The organism is Psychrobacter sp. H7-1 (assembly GCF_904846585.1).
In the GTDB taxonomy this organism is placed as follows: domain Bacteria; phylum Pseudomonadota; class Gammaproteobacteria; order Pseudomonadales; family Moraxellaceae; genus Psychrobacter; species Psychrobacter raelei.
Genome location: NZ_CAJHBH010000035.1, coordinates 1 through 22,098, shown reverse-complemented (window position 1 = coordinate 22,098; position 22,098 = coordinate 1). Strand labels below are relative to the sequence as shown.

The following is a 22,098-nucleotide window of genomic DNA, read 5'->3' as shown; positions in this document are numbered from 1 at the left end:
TTAGTTGGGCTTGCTATTGGCCGCTGACGCTTTGTTAACCAGGCTGTCTAAGCCGCTCACATGAATTTTACGCTGCGGGAAGGGGATGTCAATTTGATTGGCATCGAGCGCTTCTTTGAATTCTTCTAACAGCTGGCACTGCATGGCCCACCAGTTTTCATTTGAGGTCCACACGTTTAAGGTCAAGTCCACTGAGTTATCGCCCAAATTGGTCACCCGTACCACAGGCTCAGGGTCTTGAAAGGCTAGGGGGTTGGCTTTGGCTGTGGTTAACAAAATATCTTTGGCAACCTTGATATTGGCCTCATAGCCGATGCCTACGGTGATATCGACCCGGCGGTTTGGTAGTGACGTATAATTAATAATCGCTGATGTACTGATGTCATTGTTTGGAATCACCACGTCATGATTGTTGGTGGTTGTAATATGAGTATTAATCAACGTAATGTCGGTGACTGTGCCGGTATAGCTGCTAATTTGGACATAATCTCCGCGCACAAAGGGGCGAAAAATCACAATTAAAATGCCCGCGGCAAAATTAGATAATTGATCTTTTAAAGCCAGACCCACAGCCAGTGCAGCGCCGCCTAATATAGCCACAACAGAAGTGGTCTGTACCCCAACCTTACTTAAGGCGGCTAACACCACCACCACCAGTAACAAACCGTGTAATAAACGGCTTAAAAAGCTTGAGACGGTATCATCTAGGTGGCTGCGGGTCATAATCCCATGCGCCACCCTAACAATCTTACTTGCCAGCCAACGACCAATAACTAAAATAATAATGGCAAGCGCAACCTGAGTCAGTAAGTGCACAGTACTGCTGGTCAAGGTGGCAATATCAAGTGTAAATCCTAAAAACTGCATGTGGGGTCTCTCTATAGCGAAGTTGGCTTTAAAAAGTCAGGTTAAACAAAAAAGGGGCACAGTCTTAGGCCCCTTTTTTTTGGATAAGTTATCATAACATGCTAGGCGCACCAGCCAAAATTTAGGCCAGTTTTCGTCCACCTGGTCGCATTTTTTCTGATTTTATGTTATCTGGGTGGTTATGATTGGGGCTATTTTAAAGCCGATAGTACCAATACCAACCAGTCCCAGAATGTAGCCACACTGGCAATGTTAACCCGCTCATCGGGTGAGTGCGGCATTTCAATGGTAGGGCCAAACGATACCATTTGCCACTGTGGGTAGTTTTGACCGAGTAAACCGCACTCTAAGCCGGCATGAATGACTGTCACATTCGGCTCTTGACCCAATAACTTGCGGCCTTGCTCAATGACGGTATCAATCACGGCTGCGCCAGGCTCAGGTTTCCAGCCTGGGTATTCACCGGCCAATTGTACCTTGGCGCCGAAGCTTTCAAACAAGCGCTTCATTCTATCAGCTAAATCATCACGCGCCGCATCATCTAGCGAACGCAGCAAGCTTTGTAGCTCTAACTGATTGTCTTGGGTGTGAATTTTGGCCAAGTTGACCGAAGTTTCTACCACGCCGGGGGTATCCATGCTCATTCTATCTACACCGTTAGGGCATAAGCGAATGGCGGTAAGTAAGGTGTGCTGTGAGTCACTGTGCCAAGTCTGCTTAGGCATATCGGTACGCTCAAGAGACACACTCATATTGCGATCTTCTAGCGGCAGACCCCGACGAATAATGTCAACTTCAGTGGTTAAAAGCGGATTTAATTCAGACTCATCAAGGTCACTGACAAATACGGCGTCAGCTTCACGAGGAATGGCATTGCGTAAATTGCCGGCGTTAATCGCCGCCACTTCGATGTGTTCGCTTACGCTGTCTAATAAGCGCGAGATAATCAAGGCAGCATTACCCCGCTGTTTATGAATGTCCACCCCTGAATGCCCGCCTTTTAAGCCTTTCACGGATAAGCGATACGCTTGAGCGGCTTTTGGGGTTTGCCAAGTAATCGGCAGGGTAAAAGTGGCATCAACGCCGCCTGCACAGCCAATACAGATGTCGCCCAGCTCTTCAGTATCAAGATTCAGCAGTAAGCTGCCTTGTAGCCAGCCGCCTTGCAAGCCTTTGGCCCCGTCCATGCCGGTTTCTTCGGTTGCGGTAAATAAAGCTTCTAACGGACCATGCTCAATATCCTTGGAGGCCAGTACCGCAAGCGCTGAGGCCGCCCCAATACCATTGTCAGCGCCTAACGTCGTGCCCTTGGCGGTGACCCATTCATTATTAAGCGCTGGATCGATATAAGCGTCAATAGGATCGGTGCTAAAGTTGTGGCTGCTGTCGGCATTTTTTTGGGCGACCATGTCCAGATGGTTTTGCAAAATGACCCCAGGCGCATTCTCCATACCGGCTGTGGCAGGCTTACGCACCAGCACGTTACCGGCTGCGTCACGCTCAGCCCACAACCCCAGTTTGGCCGCTTCATCGAGTACAAACTGCTGCACGGCCTCTTCTTCATAAGAGGGACGCGGAATTTGGGTTAAGGCATAAAAGTAGTGCCACACTAAGGCGGGGGTAAGGCTTGAGAAGGGATTATTTGACATCGTAGAGATCCTAAATCAGGCCGGCAGATCTGGCTGGCCGGCATAGGTAAAAAATAAATATTTAAAAACCCAGTATTGTAAGACAGCATGACAGCGCTTGGCAATGTAAGATGATATGGGCGTTTTCTATGGCTCAATCGAAGGGCGTGCTAATGCGACGACTAGGCACGCCGGCCCGAGTGTGAGCATATTTGGGCGGCAGTGTCACTTTTGTTCACCACCTCAAAACAACAACAAAGACGCCGAAGCTCAAAACCAAAGCTCAAAACCAAAGCTCAAAACCAAAGCCTAAAAAAGCAGGCTAAGAATATATCCGCCTGCTTCATTTAAGCTATGCTTTATTGGCTGAGGTTAACACTCACTAGTGAAAGCTGAGCAGCATCTCAATATCACGCACACTGATGTTTCTAAATAAAGCTTGCTCATCAACTGGCATGCGATTGGTGTGTTCTTTTATTAAAGGGTATAGAGCATGGGCAATATCTGCTGTGGATGAATAATACAACGTGGGATCGGTTTTTATAAGTTTTTGCAGATACTGCTGTATTAGGCGTTGTTTTTTATGCTGATCGAGTTCTGGGGTAGGGGTGGTCATATCATGTTCCTGCTGCTAGGCAATTCTTCTTATGTGCAGAGTATGTACCAATCCTCGGTTTTATCAAGTTTTTATTGTAATCATTTTGGGCAGTAGTGCTGGCAAAACAAGCGGTCAAAAGACCGCTTGTTTTGACAGGCGTGGCTATTAGGTAGGGTAGATTAGCTAACTTACTAGCTAACTTATTCCCCAGCCGGAATGCTGTCTTTTACCGCCGCAAGCTCTTGTGCGTGTAAAAAATGGGTATGGCTCGGGGCACGTTTGGTACGCGTCCACTCCTCAAGCATGTCCTTTTTCATCTCCTCGGTAATCAAGGCTATTTTTTCAGGCGACGTCTCATCATCATAGGTCAGCTCAATACGATGACCATTGGGATCAAAGAAATAGATGGAGTGGAAGATGCCATGATTGGTGACCCCAAGCACATCAATACCATTATCCTCTAACTGCTGCTTGGCGGCCAATAAGGCAGCTCTGTCTTTTACCTTTAGCGCTAAATGCTGAACCCATAATGGGGTATTGGGATCAGCACCCATCTCAGGCTGGTTTGGCAGCTCAAAAAAGGCCAAAACATTGCCGTTACCTGCATCCAAGAAGATGTGCATATATGGGTCATAGGCCTTTGTGGAGGGCACATAATCCTCGGCAAAGGCCAGCACAAACTTCATATTTAGGTTTTTTTCATACCACTCAACGGTCTGTTTGGCATCCTTACAGCGATAAGCGACGTGGTGAATTTTTTCAATTTCAAAGCTCATATCAAAGTCCTTTTGATGGCATACCTCTTGGGTATTTAGTTCATAAATTTAAAATCTAAAGCAGGCAGTAATGTGCCGCGCACCTCGCCAAAACCGACTCGGATGCCGTCTTTTTCACTATAGCCTTTCATGATGACCGTATCACCATCTTCTATGAAGGTGCGGGTCTCGCCATTGCTTAAGGTAACCGGTTTGGTCGCATTCCATGCAATCTCAAGCATTGAGCCATATGAGTCTGGGGTAGGGCCTGAGATGGTTCCTGAGCCCATCAAATCGCCCACTTGTACTGAGCAGCCTGAAATGGTGTGATGGGTTAATTGCTGCGCCATCGACCAATACATATATTTGAAGTTGGTGTTACAGACCACAGTAGGCTCATCGGCTTTTTCTGCCAAAATTTCTACCGATAGATTGATATCATAGGTGGTGTCTGAATTATGCTCGCGTAAGTAAGCCAATGGTTTCGGTTCTTGCACGGGAAGGTCGGTCTTAAATGGTGCTAAGGCATCTAAAGTAACAATCCACGGTGAGATAGAAGAAGCAAAGGTCTTGGCATTAAATGGGCCTAAAGGCACGTATTCCCACTTCTGGATATCACGAGCTGACCAGTCGTTAAGCAGTACCATACCAAAGATATGCTCCCAAGCGTCATCGATAGAGATGGGCTGGCCGATATGATTGGGTTTGCCGACCACAAACGCAGTTTCAAGCTCAAAATCTAGACGACGACAAGCTGAGAAAATAGGACGTTCATCGGCATTAGGTTTGATCTGACCTGAGGGGCGTACCACGTCTTGACCACTGACGATGATAGTGCTGGCGCGGCCGTTATAGCCGACAGGCAGTTCAGTCCAGTTGGGCAGTAAGGCATTTTTTGGGTCACGGAACATGGTGCCGACATTGGTCGCATGCTCTTTTGAGGAATAAAAGTCGGTATATCCAGGCACATGAAGCGGCAAATGTAGGCAAACGCTGCTTTGGTCAAACAATACTTTAGCCTGTAGCTGCTCATCGTCTCGTAAAGTGGCAGTCTCGGCAGACAATAGGCTTTGAACTTGGCTACGCGCGGCGGTCCAATTGTCTCGGCCCGACTCAATAAAGTCGTTTAAAGTGGGTTTGTTAAAATAAGGACCACCGGTTAAGGTCAAAAGCTTGGCCTCTTCTAAGGCTGCCAGATCCAAAACCTTATCGCCTATGGCCACACCGGCGCGGCGTACATCGTCTTTGGTCTCACTAAAGATGCCGTAAGGCAGGTTGTGAATGGAGAAGTCGCTATCAGCGGCAATGGTCAAAAAAGAGCGAAGCTGAGTATCGATAAGAGACATAGAAAATCCTTTTTCTTATAAATTAATGGGCATGTAGATTAATAGGCATGAGGTGTAAAGATTACGCTATATATTATGATATAAGTAATCAGTTTCTAATAATGTAATTTATATTGATTAAGTTTGCAAGATGCTTCGTGCAATTTTTTTTATCAATGGCATCGAAGCTACACCCTCTATTGGCTGTCTTGAGTCGGTGTGTGGGATAAAAAACCTATGTTGGCAAGACTGGTGAAGTAATCCTCAAAGTAATGCTGTAAGAAGCATTTGAAGGTTTTGCTCGCTGGCGATAGCGCCCGTGATGAGCGCTGATAGATATAAAACTTGCGTAATTTAACCGGCTCAGCCAAGCACTTGAGCACTAGGTTGTTGGCACTTATCCAGTCGATGACCTCAGGCATATAAGGTAGGCATAGCGTAACGCCAAATCCTTGGCGGGTCATCTCAAGCGCAGTGGACATAAAGTTAACTTTGTAGGCAGCATTCTTGATTTGTAGCGCCATAGGCTCGCTGAGCTCTAAGGTGACATGATCTATAAACGGTCCGTTGAGCGTGATTAGGGGCAGACCCAATAAATCATCCCATTTCACCACAGGCTCACAGGCCAGCGGATGCGCTTGTGGCAACACAATACAAAACGGTAGCTCATATAGTAGATCAGCGCTCAGGTTTTCATCGTTTTGATCGGTGTTTAGCTCAACCCCCACACCCAAATCCACCTCGATGTTTTCAATATGTTGCAGCACATCCTCAGCTGAGCAGTCAAGCAGACTCACCTTAATCTCCGGATATAGCTTGGCAAATTGAGCAATGACCGCTGGCATCGATGAGGCGGCAAATTGTGAGACCGCCAGACGTACTGTACCCTGAGCCAAGCTGGTTAAGCTTGAGGCTTCATTTTCGAATAAGGTCAGCTCATTGAGTACCCGCCGAGCTTGCGGTAATAAATGGTGGCCAACCACAGAAAGCGACAGCTGGCGAGTAGTACGGTCAAACAGCACCACATTTAAGGTATTCTCCAGCTCTTTAATCAGCCCACTGACTGCAGATTGGGTGAGGTGCATTTTATCGCTGGCGCGCGTAAAACTGCCAGTTTCCGCCACATGGATAAATGCATTTAATTGACGCAAAGTTATATTCATAACAAATCCTGATAAATAAATCATAAAAAACGATTAGTCTTATAAATAAACCTATTCTAATATGATTACAGCGTCAATAACTTTTATTGATGAATTAAGTTTTGCCAGTAATGGCCAAAATAATATGAGTTTTCATGAATTAAGGATGATTTAGCATGGCAGATTTATTTGACAACCCTATGGGTCTTCGTGGTTTTGACTTCGTAGAGTTTGCCTCTCCTGAGCCTGCATTGGTGGCAGAGCTTTTTGAAAAATTAGGCTTTACCCATGTGGCCAACCACAGATCCAAAGACGTGGCCTTGTATCGTCAAGGCGATATCAACCTTATTTTAAACCGAGAGCCGAGAAGTCAAGCCAGCTACTTCGTTGAAGAGCATGGTCCAGGTGCTTGTAGCATGGGCTTTCGAGTGGCTGACTCTCGACAAGCTTATAAGCGTGCCATTGAGCAAGGTGCACAGCCTGTTGAGATACCTACTGGGGTTATGGAGCTTAAGTTGCCAGCCATCAAAGGCATTGGCGGCTCGCTTATCTATCTGATTGACCGCTTTGAGGAAGGTAGCTCTATTTATGATGTAGATTTTGAGTTTTTACCGGGTGTGGACAAGCATCCTAAAGGCTTTGGCTTTAAGGTTATCGACCATTTAACTCATAACGTCTATCGTGGTCGTATGGCGTATTGGGCCGACTTCTATGAGCGTATCTTTAATTTTCGTGAAATTCGCTACTTTGATATCAAAGGCGAATACACCGGCCTAACCAGCAAGGCCATGACGGCGCCTGATGGTAAAATCCGCATTCCGCTCAATGAAGAAGCACGTCAAGGTGGCGGCCAGATTGAAGAGTATCTCATGCAGTTTAATGGCGAGGGTATTCAGCACATTGCGCTACTAAGTGATGACTTATTGGCCAGTATCGATCAGCTAAAAGCGGCCGGCATTCCGTTAATGACAGCGCCCAATGATACCTATTACAAAATGCTTGATGAGCGTCTACCTGGGCATGGCGAGACAGTCTCAGAGCTACAGACCCGAGGCATCTTACTCGATGGCACCACAGAGGGCGGCACGCCAAGACTGCTGTTACAAATTTTCTCTGAGACCATTTTAGGCAGCCCGGTGTTCTTTGAGTTTATCCAGCGCAAAGGCGATTATGAAGAAGGCTTCGGCGAGGGTAACTTCAAGGCGTTGTTTGAGTCTATTGAGCGTGACCAGCTGCGCCGCGGTACCATTGATGCTGATGGGGCCTCAGACAAAGATACGGCCACTGCAGTTTAAGCGGTATATATACAGCAAGGATGCTACGACATAAATGTTGGCGGTTAAGAGTGATTTTAGCCGCCCTTTGATTAAGGATAACTGGCATGGAACGCACTGCGTTATCGACAAAACAGCCCTACGTCTCGCACACGCCAGATGAACAGGGCCACATTATTTATAGCGACTGTGAAAATCAAATGTGGCAGGCGCTGCTTGAGCGTCAGTTAACTCAGCTACCAGGGCGGGCTTGCCCTGAGTATTTACAAGGTCTGGATAAATTGGCCTTGCCGCACACTCACATTCCGCAGCTGCCGGATATTGATGCGGTACTGCTAGAGGCCACAGGGTGGCGCACCGCTATGGTACCAGCGCTAATAAGCTTTGGTAAGTTTTTTAAACTGCTTGCCAATAAGCAGTTTCCGGTAGCGACTTTTATTCGCCGTAAACAGGACATGGATTACATCCAAGAGCCGGATATTTTTCATGAAATTGTCGGCCATTGTCCTTTGTTAACTCACCCAGCCTTTGCCGCTTTTAATGAAACCTATGGCAAATTAGGCCTTGAAGCCACTGCTCAAGAGCGGGTGTTTTTGGCACGTATGTACTGGTTTACCATTGAGTTTGGCTTGGTGGGACATAACCCAGTAGATCGACGTATTTATGGCGGCGGGATCTTAAGCTCACCTTCTGAGACGCTATATGCGCTAAGCGGCGAGCCCGATTACCGTGAATTTAATCTCATTGATGTGCTGCGCACTCCCTATAGAATTGATCATATCCAGCCCATTTATTATGTGCTTGATGATTTAGAAACTTTATTTGAAATCGCGGATAGTGATGTGATGGGGGCGGTGCATCAGGCGCAGCAGTTGGGTTTGTTTGAGCCTTGCTATGCGCTTTAACGTCGCCGACCTATTTTTACTTAACATGTGTATATGAATCTGAATAAAACAAGGATGTAACCATGATCCAATTATCTCAAGCCAGCTGTGAAGTTTGCCGTATCGGCGCGCCCACAGTAACCGACCTCGAGGCCAAAGAGCTGTTAACTCAAGTCCCTGAGTGGTCAATAGTCGAAATTGAGGGCATCAAACAGCTACACCGAGTGTACAAATTTAAAAACTTTGTCAAAGCCATGGCGTTTGCCAATCAAGTGGCGGACATCAGTGAGGCAGAAGGTCATCACCCAGGGTTATTTGTCGAGTGGGGCAAGGTCACTGTGAGCTGGTGGTCACATAGTATCAAAGGTCTGCATCATAATGATTTTGTGATGGCTGCCAAAACCGATGTGCTGTATCAGCCTTAACTTGGTCGTCTTTTACTGAGTCAATTTAAAATCAACAATGAAATTTATCACCTTCATGGCAACATAAGGATATGTTAATGCCTCCACAAATACTTACTCAAATCTCCCCCAAACTTGCCTTCGTGCTCTCAACCATCATCATTGCCATCATGGGCGTGACCATGATTGGCTTTGGCTGGGTGCCACATTTATCTTTGATACTTGCCATCTGTGTGTTGTTGGCAATAGGCCTGATTAAAGGGCTGAGTTTTGATGAGATGCAGTCACAAATGGCGGTAGGCGTGCTGCGCGGTATTGGCGCTATTTATTTGTTTTTCTTTATTGGTCTGATGGTATCGGCTTTAATGATGTCAGGGGCGATACCTACCTTAATGTACTTTGGTTTTGAGCTGATTTCTCCGCAGTTTTATTATATTTCAGCCTTTGTGCTGACCTCCATTATTGGCGTGGCCTTGGGCAGTAGCTTAACCACAGTAGCCACGCTGGGGGTAGCGTTTATTGGTATGAGTCATGCCTTTGATGCGAACGTGGCAATCGCCGCTGGTGCTGTGGTATCAGGCGCGTTTTTTGGCGATAAAATGTCGCCCTTATCCGATACCTGTACTATTGCCTCATCCATTGTGGGCATAGATTTGTTTGAACATATTCGCAATATGACGTACACCACAGTGCCAGCTTGGATACTCACCTTTGGACTATTTTGGCTGTTATCAGGAGACACCACCACATCAGACTTAAGTCAGGTACGAGCGCTTCAAACACAGTTGGTAGACAGCGGCTTGGTCCATGGCTATTCGGTATTGCCCTTTGTGGTACTGGTGGTGATGGCGTTGTGCCGTATCAATGCCATTTATACCATTATCTGCACCATCGTTGTCGCACTAATCATAACCTATGTGCACAGCTCACCGAGCTTGGCAGATTTGGGAGGGTATTTCTTTAGTGGCTATCATCCAGCAGAATCTTTAGATCTTGGTGAAGTGGGCGGCATGTTATCGCGTGGCGGGGTAAACAGCATGTTCTTTACTCAGACTATTGTGATTTTAGCATTAAGCTTAGGGGGTTTATTAACTGCACTGGGTATCTTGCCTGCCTTATTAACGGGCATTAAAGACAGCTTGACCACCTCAGGCCGAGCCATTGCAGCAGCAGCGATGTCTGCCTTGAGTATCAACGTACTTATCGGTGAGCAGTATTTAAGCTTACTGTTGTCAGGCACAGCGTTTCGACCTGTGTTTGAAAGATTAAATTTACACCCAAAAAACCTATCACGTACCATTGAAGATGCCGGTACAGTGATTAATCCTTTGGTGCCTTGGAGTGTGTGCGGGGTGTTTATTAGCCAAGCATTAGGCGTCTCTGTCATTGAGTATTTGCCCTATGCCTTCTTCTGTTATTTGTCTTTTTTCTTGACCATCATCTTTGGCTTTAGCGGCATTACCATCACCAAAACCAATACAACTGCTCAGCCGGTGGTAACCCCAAGCTAAAGCTTAGCAAGGCGGCCTAAAAAAGGGCTTAGCGCTTAAGTTATTTAAGTGCTAAGCCCTTTTTGCTGTGCTTATAATGTGCTGTGTCTAAATGCAAGCTTTGGATGTTAAGGCTCTATATGACAGTTACCTAAATGAGCAGAGTTATGGGTAGCCGCAGGCGTCTTGAATTGAAACTGACGGCGCTGTGTATGAAAAAACAGCATGGCGATGCCATAACAAATCCCCCAAGATAGCCACATGGACACCAGAGTGTGGCTAAAGAAGTGATCGCCGATCATCATTTTATATAGCCCCATAATCCAGCCCAGCAAAGTCACCATGATTAACATCCTCATTTTTAAGCGATAATATCTTGGCAAATAAGCAAAAGCATACAGGGCAAATCCGGCGCTGGCATGAGCTGCAGGGAAGCATTTGGCTGGGGTTTTGGCCAGCATGTCCTGCCAAATGGTTAAATAAGGCAAGTCGCCATCAAAGAGCAGTAAGTGGCTTGGGCAGCTGACATGGGTGAGCGCTTTTAGGCTGCCGATAGTGGCCGGTACCATCAATACCGCTATTATTAGGTACCCAAGCTCATGTTTACTCAAGGGCAGCACCCAGCGGCCATAACGACTTGGTGCGGCTATAGCAGATTGACCAATGCCTAAAGACGGTTTTGTGACAGAGATTACCAGTAAATTGAGCACTAGGTACACAGCCATTAAGATAAGCACTGTCTTTGGAGCGTCATAAAAAATAAATCTAAAGGGCTGGGCATCTTTGGCAATAAGCCACTGGTTGTGGCCATAGAAAAGCTTGCTGATAGTGACATCAAGCCAGCTGTGTTCAAAGATTAAAGCAGAGGCGATGGCCGACCCCATTAATAGCAGCCAACGAGATAGGCTTTGGCGCTGAGGGGGATGAGTAATAAAGCTTGAGTTAATATGACTATGAGGGTGCACTTGCCACCTCCTTTAAGATAGAAGATCGTTAAAGCAGCGATAGGCTAGACAGTGCCATCATCCATAAGCAAAAAAGCAATAGCAGCACCAAAAATTGCGCCGCTGACCCCACATCCTTGGCAATCTTAGCCAGCGGGTGCTGAGCCGTAGAGGTGTGGTCAACACTGGCTTCAAGACCGGTATTAATCAGCTCAACGATAAGTGACACAAATGAGGCAAACACCAAAATCATCTTGATGGTCAACGCAAAGGGTAGGGCAATCACTGCCACAACCAATATCAGATTCAACCAAAACAGCTGACGAAATGCCGCCTCAGTACGATAGGCCGCCCTAAATCCGTCTAAAGAATAACCGCCGGCTTTCAGCACTCGGGACCATCCTTTTTTACCCTTTAATTGATATGCAAAACTTGGTGTTGTTAATAGAGGCGCCTGAGCATCATTGTCTAAGTTTGGCTTTATGTCTGCCCCCTTTGGCTTGGCCATGGGATATACAGACTTAGCAGGATGTGGGTAATCGGTCATAATAAAATCTTAGTGATAAATTAAAAAAATCGGCTAAACCTGGCAAAAAATAACCAAAGCGGCCATCTTTTATCATGACTACATTATAAGTAGGAGAGGGTTAAGAAAGCGTTAAGATAACCTCGAGCGTAAGCGGTTTTAAAATTACATCCTTATTTATATTAAAAATCAAAGGCTTAGCGTGCTTGGCTATAATGTATGGTAAAAGTACTACCGCCTGCCTTATTGCTACTATGTGTTAAGCGCCAACCTAGGTGACTCATGATACGCTGTACAATACTAAGTCCAAGACCTGAACCTTCAACTTTAAGTTCTTTGGGCTCAATTCGCTCGAAGCGCTTATATAACAGCGGCATCATATGATCCGGAATGCCCAGTCCGGTATCTGACACTGAGATGCTCTGCTCATCAATGACAATAACCACCTCGCCTGAGTCTGTGTATTGAAACGCATTTTTGATTAAGTTACCCAAAGCCATTTTAAGCAGCTCTGGCCGCACAAAGGTGTGGTAATCTTCAGCCGCTTCTATACGGCAAGTCACGCGCTTGTATTGAAGTAGATAACTTAAGCGTGTCACCTCACTTTGGGCAATGTGATTGATGCAGATCTTAGGTGCGTCAAGCTTCTCAGGGGCACGTGACAAAAGCAATAAAGCGCTGATTATCTCTGACGTCTCTTTGGCCGTAGTGTTAATACGCTGAGTGAATTCTAAGGCTTTAGGGTGATCTGATAACTGCGCCTGTAATACCTCTGATGCCCCCATAATAATGGTTAAGGGGGTTCTTAATTCGTGACTGACGTCGCCGGTAAATAGCTGCTCACGCTTGAGATACTGCTCAAGTTTGTTATTTTTGTCATCAATGGCACGTGCCAATACCCCAACCTCTGAAGGCAGGTCAGTGAGCTCATCAAAGTTATGCTGATCGGCTTCTACCGCATCTTTTAGGTCAAGAAGTGGTTTGATAATGGCTTTAGATGACAGATAAGAGAAGATAAAAGCCATCAGAATACTCAGTAAAATCACCCCAACCAAGGCTCGCAAAAATATGGCTTCTAGCTCTTCAAAAAGTGCCAGCACTGGATATTGATCACTATCACCGTAGCGGGCAGGTAACTGCTGAGGCGTAGCCCCTGTATCTAGGTAGCTTAAAAGATAATCATGTCCCTCATAATGATAGTTAAAAAAATACAAATCTGCTTCTTGCCCCTTTTTCGTGACCACACTTTTTTGTTGTATGTCGGAAGTAGCTTGAGCTTTAAGGGCTTGTGGTGCTGAGCTTAACGGATAGATACTTACCCCAAGACCTGGAGTGACTGGGGTAGATTGTAAGCTGGCTTCAGCCACCTCGGTGGTCAATTGTAGCTGCTGTAACAGATAGCTTTGTACCAACAGCGCTTCAATCTTATCTTCTGCAACCTCAAATATGGCAATAAAAGTGGCACACAGCAAGATGGTGAAGAGTAGGTAGGATAAGCGAAACTTATTGGCGATTGTATCGGTATTAAACATAAAGCATCTGCCAGTAAAAACATAAAGTATAGTGTTACAGGACGCTTATAAGGCGCGCTTATCTTCAGGGCTAATTATTTGATAACCCACACCAGGCACGGTGATCAGCATGGCGTGATCAAAGGGTTTGTCGACTTGAGTACGCACGCTATGCAAATGGGTACGTAACGCATCACTATTGGGCAGATCTTCACCCCAGACCTTTTCTTCAAGCTCCGACTTACTCACTATATTGGGATAAGACTGCATTAAGGTTTGTAGAATTTTAAAGCCAGTTGGGGTCAGTTTAAGTGGGATATCGTCTCGATAAGCGGTGTGCTTTTCAATATTTAGAGTCAAAGGACCCAGTTTAATATCTTGCTCAAAAAACTCATCTTGATGACGGCGGATAAGCGCTCTGACTCTGACCTCAAGCTCTACCAAAGAGAAGGGCTTGACCAGATAATCATCGGCACCACTGTCAAATCCGGCCACTTTATCTGATAAGGTATCGCGCGCTGTGAGCATTAACACGGGGGTTTTATTGTGCAGTTTTTCTCTTAGTGCTTTACACAGCTGTGTGCCATCCATGCCTGGCAGCATCACATCGAGCAAGATAACATCATAAGTGTTTTCAGCGGCCAGCGTTAAGCCGCTTGGACCATTATGAGCGTTATCGAGCTGATAACCTTTGGGTTCAAAAAAGGCATAGACGTTGGCTACAATATCTGGATTATCTTCGATGATGAGTATTTTGTGCATGTGTTTTAATTCACTTGTATCAATGCTGGCAGGCCAGCGCATGGCACTAAGTTTCAGCTTATAAAGCTAACAATAAGAAGCTAAAGGAAGCTAAGTGTTTAGCGCTGAGCCTGAAAAAAAGTAGGTTTATGGTCTGCCTCTTGGGTGCTGATATTAAAGTACTGCAATAAGCTAGGTGCTAAATAATCTTGTGAGGCCGGAGCAGTTAGCTGCGAAGCAATGGCTTGACTATCCATATGGTTTGAGGCCGGTGACCACACAATAACGGGTACTTGCTTTTGTGCTTTTGGCGCTATTTTATAAGGCAGGCCATGTAAGTATATATTGTTCTCGCCTAAGCTTTCGCCATGATCGCTAAGATACACCATAACCACATCATACGCTTGTTCATAAGGCTTTAAGGTGTCAATAATATTGTGCAAAAAATAATCAGTATACACAATGGCATTGTCATAGGCATTAATCACCGACTGAGTGTCACATTTTGAGAGCTCATTGCTTAAACAGGTCGGTTTAAATACCTCAAACGCTTTAGGATAGCGTTTGTAATAAGCCGGACCGTGGTTGCCCATTTGATGCAGTACCACTAAGGTGTCTTTTGGTGGGCTGTTTTTTGAGCCCATTACCAATTTATCAAAATCTTTTAACATGCCAATGTCTCGGCATTCAACATCACACTCTAGATTGGTTGCCTGAGTTTTGTAATCCTCAAAAGTGACGCGATCGGCCACCCCTTTAGAGCTTGAATTATTGTCACGCCATATCACATTTACCCCTTGTTTATGCAAGGTGTCAAGCACATTTTCATTATAGCTTGCCATATCCACATCGAACTTATCTCGACCCAGATAGCTGAACATACAAGGCACAGAATAAGCAGTAGAGGTGCCACAAGAGCTGACGTCTGTAAAGCTATAGATGTCTTTGGTGTTTGACAGCAGCGGCATAGTATTACGTGCATATCCATTTAGACCAATATGATCGGCACGCACGGTTTCTCCCACCACCAGTACCATAAGCTTAGGCTTGGTAGAGGCTGGGGCAATGTGCTTGGCATCAGTCGCGTGGGCAGTAAGGGTCTTTGGACGACGCATTTCATCAAATTTATCTGTGCCCAGTTTAATAGAAGAATAAATAGGCATCACGGGGTTGGCATAAAAACGCACCTGTTTATGCTGACGAAAAAAGCTGGCGTACTGGTCACCAAAGGGCAATAGACAAGCGGCCATCAAAGCTAAAGTGGCGATAATCGCCCCTATTTTTTGTAAGGCTGCAAACTTTAACGGCACCGTTTTAATGCGCAGCTGTGAGACAAGTAAGGCGGGGATAACACCAAGTACTACTACCCGCATTAAGAATGCTGGCGCGAATAAATCCATAGCTTCTGCTTGATCGGTCTCAAGCCCATTTATAAGCATGTGAATATCAAAGATAGTCCCGTAACTGTCAGTGAAATACGCACAAATTGCACCAATCATTAACGCCAATATCAGCATAGGTTTGTGCAGGTATTTGTGACTTACTAATTGCAGTACCAACCAAATTACACAAAACAGTAACCCACCCACTGACATTACAAAGGCCCAGCTATGAGCCACCGGATAAATAGCGGTAAGCTGATTAAAGAAACTAAAGTTGGCCGTCAGTGTCAAATAAAGTGCCACTATGAATACCAATATATTGGCATTCATAGGCCTTTGAGAAAACAACTTCAAATACGAGCGCTTGTCTACACTGCCTTGCTGGCTTGAGGCAAAGTTCGTGGGCTGTGATAAGGGAGCAGTATCGACTGAGGAAGAGGTTTGATTCACCATATGCAGGCTTCTTGTAGGAAAAAACATGCCTGTATGGTAATGATCGGGTCGTTAAGATAGCGTTAAGACCCTCGATACAAAGAGTGTGTCAAAGAGTAAGCGTATAAGAGTTAAGCCATAAGAATTAACGATGAGAGTATGGGCAATGATTACTAAAAAGTTTTTTTATTGTCACTAAGGTTAACTGACCTGTATTTGGTAGTAAGAGTCTTAGGGGTTGTCACTATTGATGTTTAAGTAAAGTTTAAAGTATGCATCTTTGTTTGTGAGGTATGCTGAAGAAGCAGTAGAATAAAACTGAACCGCCCCGGGATTGTCGGAGACTCAACTTTCTGAGAGAATACGACAATGAAAACACGAAACTATACCCCTGAAATGAAAGAGCGAGCCGTCCGTATGCTAATTGAAGCTAAAGACGACTACCCATCCACCTGGTCAGCCATCAAAGCTATAGCACCAAAGATAGGTTGCACGCCTGAGACCCTACGATCATGGCATAAAAAGCACATAGATAAAACCATTCCTGCAAATATTCAAGCTCAAAGCCAAGCCAAGCGTATCAAAGAGCTTGAACGTGAGAACAGAGAATTAAAGCAAGCCAATGAGATTATAAAAAAAGCAGCTGCTTTTTTCGCCCAGGCGGAGCTCGACCGCAAACCCAAGTAATGGTTGATTTTATAGATGACCACAAACAACAATATGGAGTCGAGCCAATCTGTAGAGTATTACCGATTGCTCCATCCACATACTAGCGTGTTAAAGAGCTAGAAGAAAGTCCTGAAAAACGTTCACAGCGTAGTCAGCATGATGAGTTCTATCTAGGTGAGATTAAACGTATCTGGAAGGACAGCAAATGCCGATACGGCGCTCGTAAAGTCTGGAAACAGCTGAAGTCCGAAGGTATACATCCTGCACGTTGCACTGTAGAGCGGTTAATGCGGCAGCATGGCATGCAGGGTGTTTGGCGAGGTAAAGGTAAGATAACGACTAAGTCTCATGACGATCAAAAGCGTGCTGATGATTTGGTTAATCGTAACTTTAATGCCTATCGCCCTAACCAGCTATGGGTAGCTGATTTTACCTATATAAAGACACTGAGTGGCTGGGTATATACCGCCTTTATCATTGATGTATTTGCTCGCGCTATCGTTGGTTGGAAAGTATCAGATCGTATGAACACTGACATGGTGATGGCAGCGTTAAATCAAGCAATTGCAGACAGGAACAACCCAAAAGATGTGATCCACCATAGTGATAGAGGTGTTCAGTACTTATCTATTCGCTATACTGATAAGATGGCTGATTCTGGTGTCATTGCATCTGTTGGTACGACAGGTGATTCATATGATAATGCGTTGGCTGAAACGGTTAACGGGCTTTATAAAACGGAGGTGATTGAATATTTAAAACAGCAGTGGCAAGGCGTGAATGATGTTGAATTAGCAACCCTTGAATGGGTTGATTGGTTTAACAAAACTCGCATTCATAGTACGATTGGTTATGTGTCGCCTTTTGAGTTTGAAAGACCATACTATGATAGCCTTAATGAGTCAGACCAAGCTGCTTGACTCAAGTAATTCACTCTCCGATATAGTCGGGGCGGTTCACACAGCAGATACCACATACGGTAGTATCGTATTAAATGCTGATGGCACATACACCTACACGCTAGATAATGACAATAGCGAGGTAAATGCGCTTAATGATGGTGAGACGCTAACGGATACGGTTGAATACACCATTACCGATGGTGATGGCGACACGACGACCGCGACACTTGAGATTACGATTAATGGTCACACTGATGGTGCACCTGTGATTGAGATCCCTGTTGATCCTGAAGTGCCAGAGACACCTGAGAACGAAGGTGCGCCTGAAGGTGCTGGTGATAAGATTGTTTATGAAGGTGATGATGCCACCCCTGGTTCATTCACAGTAACAGCCGAAGCGGGTGTTGACACCATTACTGTGGGCGGTCAAGAGATTCAAGACGCCACAGACGCTAACCCTGTGACCATCACTCGTCCTGAAGGTACGCTAGTTATCACAGGCTATGATGCGACAACAGGTGATGTGAGCTACACCTATGATCCAAACGTACAAGACCACACAGGCTCTGCGCCGAATGTGGATAGCTATGAGGTTGTGGTTACTGATAAAAACGGCGTTCAATCAACGGACAGCTTAGATATCGCTATTACCGACAGCTTGCCACAAGCGACAGATGACGCGAATAGCGTGACAGAAGATGCTGCTGACAATACCGTGAGCGGCAATGTGACTGACAATGACAACTTTGGTCTTGATGGTGAGGGCACTCCTGCGGTGACACCAATCACAGCAGATACCACATACGGTAGTATCGTATTAAATGCTGATGGCACATACACCTACACGCTAGATAATGACAATAGCGAGGTGAATGCGCTTAATGATGGTGAGACGCTAACGGATACGGTTGAATACACCATTACCGATGGTGATGGCGACACGACAACAGCAACCTTAACCATTACCATTAATGGTCGTACTGAGGGTAATCCAGGAGTGAATGTACCGGATGAAGGTCCAAAAGATCCAAGTCCAGTGGATCCAACTGATCCGAATAGTCCATTGAATGAAGGTAACCCAGAGGGTTTAGGTCACAAGACTGTTTATGAGGGTGATGGTCCTGTGCCTGGTGAATTTACAGTAACAGTAGATACAATTGACCCCAATACTAAGATTACTAACATCAATGTTGGCGGTACAGACATTGCAGTTGATTCAGATGGCAACATTGTTGAGACAACTATAGATACTGGTAAGGGTGCTTTGGTTATTAAGTCCTACAACCCAGAAACAGGTAAGGTTGAATACACTTATGATCCTGAAGTACAGAATCATGAGACAGATGCCCCTGTCTTAGATGAAATTGCAATCATCGTCACTGACAGTAATAGCAACGAAGGCCGTGGTAGTTTAGATATTGCCATTACTGACAGTGCGCCGGTTGCTGTTGCTGATACTCGTACGGTGACAGAAGATGACACCAATATCACAGGTAATGTGATGGGTAACGACACGATAAACGTGGATAGACCTGTCAATGTAGTTGCCGTTGCTGCTGGTGCCACAATTGATGAGAGCTTAACGACTGGTGTGGCGACAGTAATCAGCGGTGTTTATGGTGACTTGACCATTGATTCTAATGGTAACTACACATATACCACCAACGCGGCAGCCCAAGCGTTGAATGAGGGTGATAGTGTGACCGATGTCTTTAGCTATGTAATTAAAGACAGTGATGGCGATACTTCAGCCACTACGGTGACCATGACAGTGACGGGTACCAATGATATTCCTGTCATTAATACTATAGTCCCGGTTCGAGTCTCAGAAGAAGGGCTTGTTGGTGGAATTAAAGACAATATTGGTACTAGTGATACTACTAATGCGGTAACAGCTAGTGGAACCATCTCATTTAGTGATGTAGATAACACTAATCTAGGAAACTTTAGTGTTACATTAAATGGTCCAGCTGGCATTAAAGTTCAAGGTAACGAAGTTATTTGGACATGGAATGCTGGTACTAATACATTAACGGGTACAGTTACTTTAGACGGTTCTTCGGTCAAGGTGATGACTATTGAAGTTGGCTCAATTAAATCTACTGGTACAGGCTTTAGTGCCGACTATAAGACGACTTTGTTACATGCTATAGATCATGCACCAAATGATTCAAATGCTCCAGTGACTAGTATCGAAGATGAATTGGCTATTGATTTTGGAGTTGTTGTTAATGATGGTAGTGACGACTCTCAGTCGGCTGTACTATCAGTAATCGTTGAAGATGATTCACCAACACTGGGACTAGGTTCTATCAGCATACCAGTTGAGCCAGTGAATTCTAACGTGATGATCACTTTAGATATCTCAGGAAGTATGAATTATTCATCAGGTGTATCAAAACCAGGTGGTGGAGAATATACTCGTCTTGAGGTTGCTAAACAAGCAATTAATAAACTGCTTGAGGGTTATGACGAGTTGGGTGATGTCAGAGTACAGTTAGTGACATTTAGCACATACGCTAACGGCAATCCTGGTAATATTGCGAATAGATGGATGACAGTGTCTGAAGCTAAAACTATTGTCAGCGGTCTTGTTGCGAGCGGAGGTACCAACTATGATGCTGCATTAGATTCTGCCACTCAAGCTTTTGGAGAGACAGGCAAGCTTGAAAATGCAACGAATTATTCTTACTTTTTGACTGATGGCAATCCTACCTATGGATTAACCAGTCTTGGTAATTTGACAGATAATAAGGGTACGCGTAGTAACCCATGGTATGATGCTATTAATAACGATACTACCTTAGGAGGCACCCAACTTACCGGCCCAGGAAACTCAAGTAATTTTAATGATGCGGGTATTGGAACAGGTGAGGAGGCAGCTTGGATCGCATTCCTAGAGAGTAAGGATATTAAGTCTTATGCGTTTTCAATGGGAACGGGCGTGAGTGATACTACTAATCTGAAACCTATAGCCTATGATGGTACTCCAGATGGGGGTGGTAATACTAATGATGCAGAGCTTGCAAAGGCAATTACTAACTTAAACCAACTTGATGATATTTTACTTGGCACGCTTCCGGCCTCAGTATCTAAAAACTTGATAAGAGGTGACTTAAGCCCAGTACATGCAGGTTATGGTGCTGACGGTGGCATTATCTATGAGATTACTATAGATAATAAAACTTATCGATATAATGAGGCTAGTAATAAGGTGTTTGTAGATAATGTCGCTGTTGCATATAATGTTTATAACCCAGCTACATTTGACCTCACTATCAAAACAGCTGAAGGTGGGGTTTTGGTTCTAGATGTGTTAAGCGGAGAGTATACTTACCAAGCAGCTGCATCAAAATTTTATCAAGAGTCAATAGAGTTTACAGTTAAAGATAATGATGGTGATTATGTATCGTCGAATCAAATTTTAGATATATATCCAAAAGGAGATGGTGTCAACTTAACAGGAACTGCCGATTCCGATATTTTAATAGGTCGTGCAGCTGCTCCCGATGTTCTTAACGGTGGTGCTGGTGATGATATTATTCGAGGTAAATCTGGCAATGATATTTTAACTGGCGGTGATGGTAATGATACCTTTGTTTGGTTAGCTGCAGATAAAGGTGGCTTAGGCACACCTGATTTAGATATCATTACTGATCTTTCTCCTGGTGATAAGATTCAACTGAGTGATTTATTACAAGGTGAAACCCTTGATGATGTAGTGAGCATGGCAAAATATGTTAACTTGGAGGGCAATGTTCTTCATGTTAGCTCAAATGGAGGATATACAGGTGGTACATATACCGCTGCTCAAACAGATCTTAATATTCAGTTAAATGGTTTCACGGGTACTGTAGATGACTTAATTAATAATTATATTATCTAACTATCCTGTTTATTAAGTTAGTAAAAACCAGAAACTAAGGTGAACTGACCCCCAAAAGTTGGATATAGCTTTTGAGGGTCGGATTAATTTTATCGTAGACACTATCTCGCATTTTTTAACGGAGAAAAAGATGGGGTTGTTGGATGCTTACATTTCTGCAACGTATAGCCCTTTGCTACGGCAGTATGCGCTAAGCTCAGTCTCTGATAGTCTGCTGGTCTCTATGATGGTGGCAAGCTTGGCTTCGCTTGACCAGTTATCAGGGGTGTTCTTATTTCCAGGCATGGGCTGTCCTTGTTCGCGGGCTTTATTACGCCAATTATATAGGGTCTGTAATCCTATGCCTTCACTTCTTGCGACTTCTGCTACGCTCTTGTTCATCGGTGGCGATAGTTTGCTTAATATGGTTTGTTTTCTCTCTTAACTGTATCTTGACATCTCCATTCCTTGTCGCTCCCTTTACATTGTTTTAGGGGTTAAAACTATCGTGACATAGGGGAATAGTGTGGGGTAAATACACCGAAATTTTGACCAAAAAAAGCCCAGTAGCACTGTCTGGAGAGCAGCGACTGGGCGAAGGAAAGAGTTTTATAGTTTTAGTTGTTGTTATAATATTATACCAAACCCAACAATTAAAGTTGCGCCCAAGCACGAGCAGTTAACGACCGAATTCTTTGTGGCTGTTTAAGCAAATTATTCCAAGCCAAGCAAGTGGCATCGACAATAGCCTCATAACTG

The 22,098-nt window shown here is 44.7% G+C and carries 16 protein-coding genes, 2 pseudogenes and 1 other annotated feature; of the genes and pseudogenes, 6 read left to right on the top strand and 12 right to left on the bottom strand.

Features of this window, described 5'->3' with window-relative positions:
* From JMX92_RS10170 to JMX92_RS10145, 6 genes are all read right to left on the bottom strand, one after another.
* Positions 1-867, bottom strand: a complete 867-nt coding sequence (locus tag JMX92_RS10170; protein WP_110816485.1) for a mechanosensitive ion channel family protein — start codon at positions 865-867, stop codon at positions 1-3.
* Between the two features lie 191 nt (positions 868-1,058).
* Positions 1,059-2,516, bottom strand: a complete 1,458-nt coding sequence (locus JMX92_RS10165; RefSeq protein WP_201545475.1) for an aminoacyl-histidine dipeptidase — start codon at positions 2,514-2,516, stop codon at positions 1,059-1,061.
* Positions 2,517-2,877: 361 nt separating this feature from the next.
* A complete protein-coding gene (locus JMX92_RS10160; protein WP_011960302.1) occupies positions 2,878-3,111 on the bottom strand; it encodes a hypothetical protein in 234 nt (77 codons plus the stop codon).
* Positions 3,112-3,293: 182 nt separating this feature from the next.
* The gene (locus JMX92_RS10155; RefSeq protein WP_201545473.1) at positions 3,294-3,869 is read right to left on the bottom strand and encodes a VOC family protein; all 576 of its coding nucleotides are present in this window, start codon (positions 3,867-3,869) and stop codon (positions 3,294-3,296) included.
* Positions 3,870-3,904: 35 nt separating this feature from the next.
* Positions 3,905-5,185 carry a fumarylacetoacetase gene (fahA, locus tag JMX92_RS10150; protein WP_201545487.1) on the bottom strand — a complete coding sequence of 427 codons (1,281 nt, stop codon included), beginning with the start codon at positions 5,183-5,185 and terminating at the stop codon, positions 3,905-3,907.
* 185 nt (positions 5,186-5,370) lie between these two features.
* Positions 5,371-6,336 (bottom strand): LysR family transcriptional regulator, encoded by a 966-nt coding sequence (locus JMX92_RS10145; protein WP_011960305.1) that lies wholly within the window; start codon positions 6,334-6,336, stop codon positions 5,371-5,373.
* Positions 6,337-6,491: 155 nt separating this feature from the next.
* Here JMX92_RS10145 and hppD point away from each other — a divergent pair, with 155 nt between their 5' ends.
* The 4 genes from hppD (at position 6,492) to nhaC (ending at position 10,388) form a co-directional block, all read left to right on the top strand.
* Positions 6,492-7,610 (top strand): 4-hydroxyphenylpyruvate dioxygenase, encoded by a 1,119-nt coding sequence (gene hppD, locus JMX92_RS10140; RefSeq protein WP_011960306.1) that lies wholly within the window; start codon positions 6,492-6,494, stop codon positions 7,608-7,610.
* An 86-nt stretch (positions 7,611-7,696) separates the two neighbouring features.
* Positions 7,697-8,494 (top strand): phenylalanine 4-monooxygenase, encoded by a 798-nt coding sequence (phhA, locus tag JMX92_RS10135; protein ID WP_110816489.1) that lies wholly within the window; start codon positions 7,697-7,699, stop codon positions 8,492-8,494.
* A gap of 62 nt (positions 8,495-8,556) precedes the next feature.
* Positions 8,557-8,898: a 4a-hydroxytetrahydrobiopterin dehydratase gene (locus tag JMX92_RS10130; RefSeq protein WP_201545471.1), complete on the top strand. Its 342-nt coding sequence runs from the start codon at positions 8,557-8,559 to the stop codon at positions 8,896-8,898.
* 77 nt (positions 8,899-8,975) lie between these two features.
* Positions 8,976-10,388, top strand: a complete 1,413-nt coding sequence (gene nhaC, locus JMX92_RS10125) for a Na+/H+ antiporter NhaC (RefSeq protein WP_011960309.1) — start codon at positions 8,976-8,978, stop codon at positions 10,386-10,388.
* Between the two features lie 107 nt (positions 10,389-10,495).
* On the opposite strand, the gene JMX92_RS10120 is transcribed toward nhaC, so the two are convergent.
* The 5 genes from JMX92_RS10120 to JMX92_RS10100 form a co-directional block, all read right to left on the bottom strand.
* Positions 10,496-11,332 carry a PAP2 family lipid A phosphatase gene (locus tag JMX92_RS10120; protein WP_201545469.1) on the bottom strand — a complete coding sequence of 279 codons (837 nt, stop codon included), beginning with the start codon at positions 11,330-11,332 and terminating at the stop codon, positions 10,496-10,498.
* A gap of 28 nt (positions 11,333-11,360) precedes the next feature.
* Complete coding sequence (locus JMX92_RS10115) at positions 11,361-11,819, bottom strand: diacylglycerol kinase (protein WP_227675344.1); 459 nt, start codon at positions 11,817-11,819, stop codon at positions 11,361-11,363.
* Between the two features lie 215 nt (positions 11,820-12,034).
* Positions 12,035-13,369, bottom strand: coding sequence for a sensor histidine kinase (locus JMX92_RS10110; RefSeq protein WP_201545467.1), 1,335 nt, complete (start codon positions 13,367-13,369; stop codon positions 12,035-12,037).
* 45 nt (positions 13,370-13,414) lie between these two features.
* Entirely contained in the window at positions 13,415-14,110 is a 696-nt protein-coding gene (locus JMX92_RS10105) for a response regulator transcription factor (RefSeq protein ID WP_201545483.1), read from the bottom strand.
* Positions 14,111-14,208: 98 nt separating this feature from the next.
* Complete coding sequence (locus JMX92_RS10100) at positions 14,209-15,924, bottom strand: phosphoethanolamine transferase (protein WP_227675343.1); 1,716 nt, start codon at positions 15,922-15,924, stop codon at positions 14,209-14,211.
* A gap of 348 nt (positions 15,925-16,272) precedes the next feature.
* Here JMX92_RS10100 and JMX92_RS10095 point away from each other — a divergent pair.
* A pseudogene (locus tag JMX92_RS10095) lies at positions 16,273-17,492 on the top strand (IS3 family transposase).
* Positions 16,548-16,664 (top strand) — a sequence feature (AL1L pseudoknot). (Overlaps the previous pseudogene by 117 nt.)
* Entirely contained in the window at positions 17,458-21,360 is a 3,903-nt protein-coding gene (locus JMX92_RS10090; protein WP_201545463.1) for a VCBS domain-containing protein, read from the top strand. The pseudogene JMX92_RS10095 and the gene JMX92_RS10090 overlap by 35 nt, the downstream one beginning before the upstream one ends.
* A 162-nt stretch (positions 21,361-21,522) precedes the next feature.
* Here JMX92_RS10090 and JMX92_RS10085 read toward each other — a convergent pair.
* Positions 21,523-21,741: pseudogene (locus tag JMX92_RS10085) on the bottom strand (transposase); the annotation flags it as partial.
* Positions 21,742-22,098 lie beyond the last annotated feature (357 nt).

Bases quoted from the DNA above. Each gene is read 5' to 3' on its own strand.
- JMX92_RS10170 (WP_110816485.1), bottom strand. From the start codon at position 867: ATGCAGTTTTTAGGATTTACACTTGATATTGCCACCTTGACCAGCAGT.
- JMX92_RS10165 (WP_201545475.1), bottom strand. From the start codon at position 2,516: ATGTCAAATAATCCCTTCTCAAGCCTTACCCCCGCCTTAGTGTGGCAC.
- JMX92_RS10160 (WP_011960302.1), bottom strand. From the start codon at position 3,111: ATGACCACCCCTACCCCAGAACTCGATCAGCATAAAAAACAACGCCTA.
- JMX92_RS10155 (WP_201545473.1), bottom strand. From the start codon at position 3,869: ATGAGCTTTGAAATTGAAAAAATTCACCACGTCGCTTATCGCTGTAAG.
- JMX92_RS10145 (WP_011960305.1), bottom strand. From the start codon at position 6,336: ATGAATATAACTTTGCGTCAATTAAATGCATTTATCCATGTGGCGGAA.
- hppD (WP_011960306.1), top strand. From the start codon at position 6,492: ATGGCAGATTTATTTGACAACCCTATGGGTCTTCGTGGTTTTGACTTC.
- phhA (WP_110816489.1), top strand. From the start codon at position 7,697: ATGGAACGCACTGCGTTATCGACAAAACAGCCCTACGTCTCGCACACG.
- JMX92_RS10130 (WP_201545471.1), top strand. From the start codon at position 8,557: ATGATCCAATTATCTCAAGCCAGCTGTGAAGTTTGCCGTATCGGCGCG.
- nhaC (WP_011960309.1), top strand. From the start codon at position 8,976: ATGCCTCCACAAATACTTACTCAAATCTCCCCCAAACTTGCCTTCGTG.
- JMX92_RS10115 (WP_227675344.1), bottom strand. From the start codon at position 11,819: ATGGCCAAGCCAAAGGGGGCAGACATAAAGCCAAACTTAGACAATGAT.
- JMX92_RS10110 (WP_201545467.1), bottom strand. From the start codon at position 13,369: ATGTTTAATACCGATACAATCGCCAATAAGTTTCGCTTATCCTACCTA.
- JMX92_RS10105 (WP_201545483.1), bottom strand. From the start codon at position 14,110: ATGCACAAAATACTCATCATCGAAGATAATCCAGATATTGTAGCCAAC.
- JMX92_RS10100 (WP_227675343.1), bottom strand. From the start codon at position 15,924: ATGGTGAATCAAACCTCTTCCTCAGTCGATACTGCTCCCTTATCACAG.
- JMX92_RS10090 (WP_201545463.1), top strand. From the start codon at position 17,458: ATGATAGCCTTAATGAGTCAGACCAAGCTGCTTGACTCAAGTAATTCA.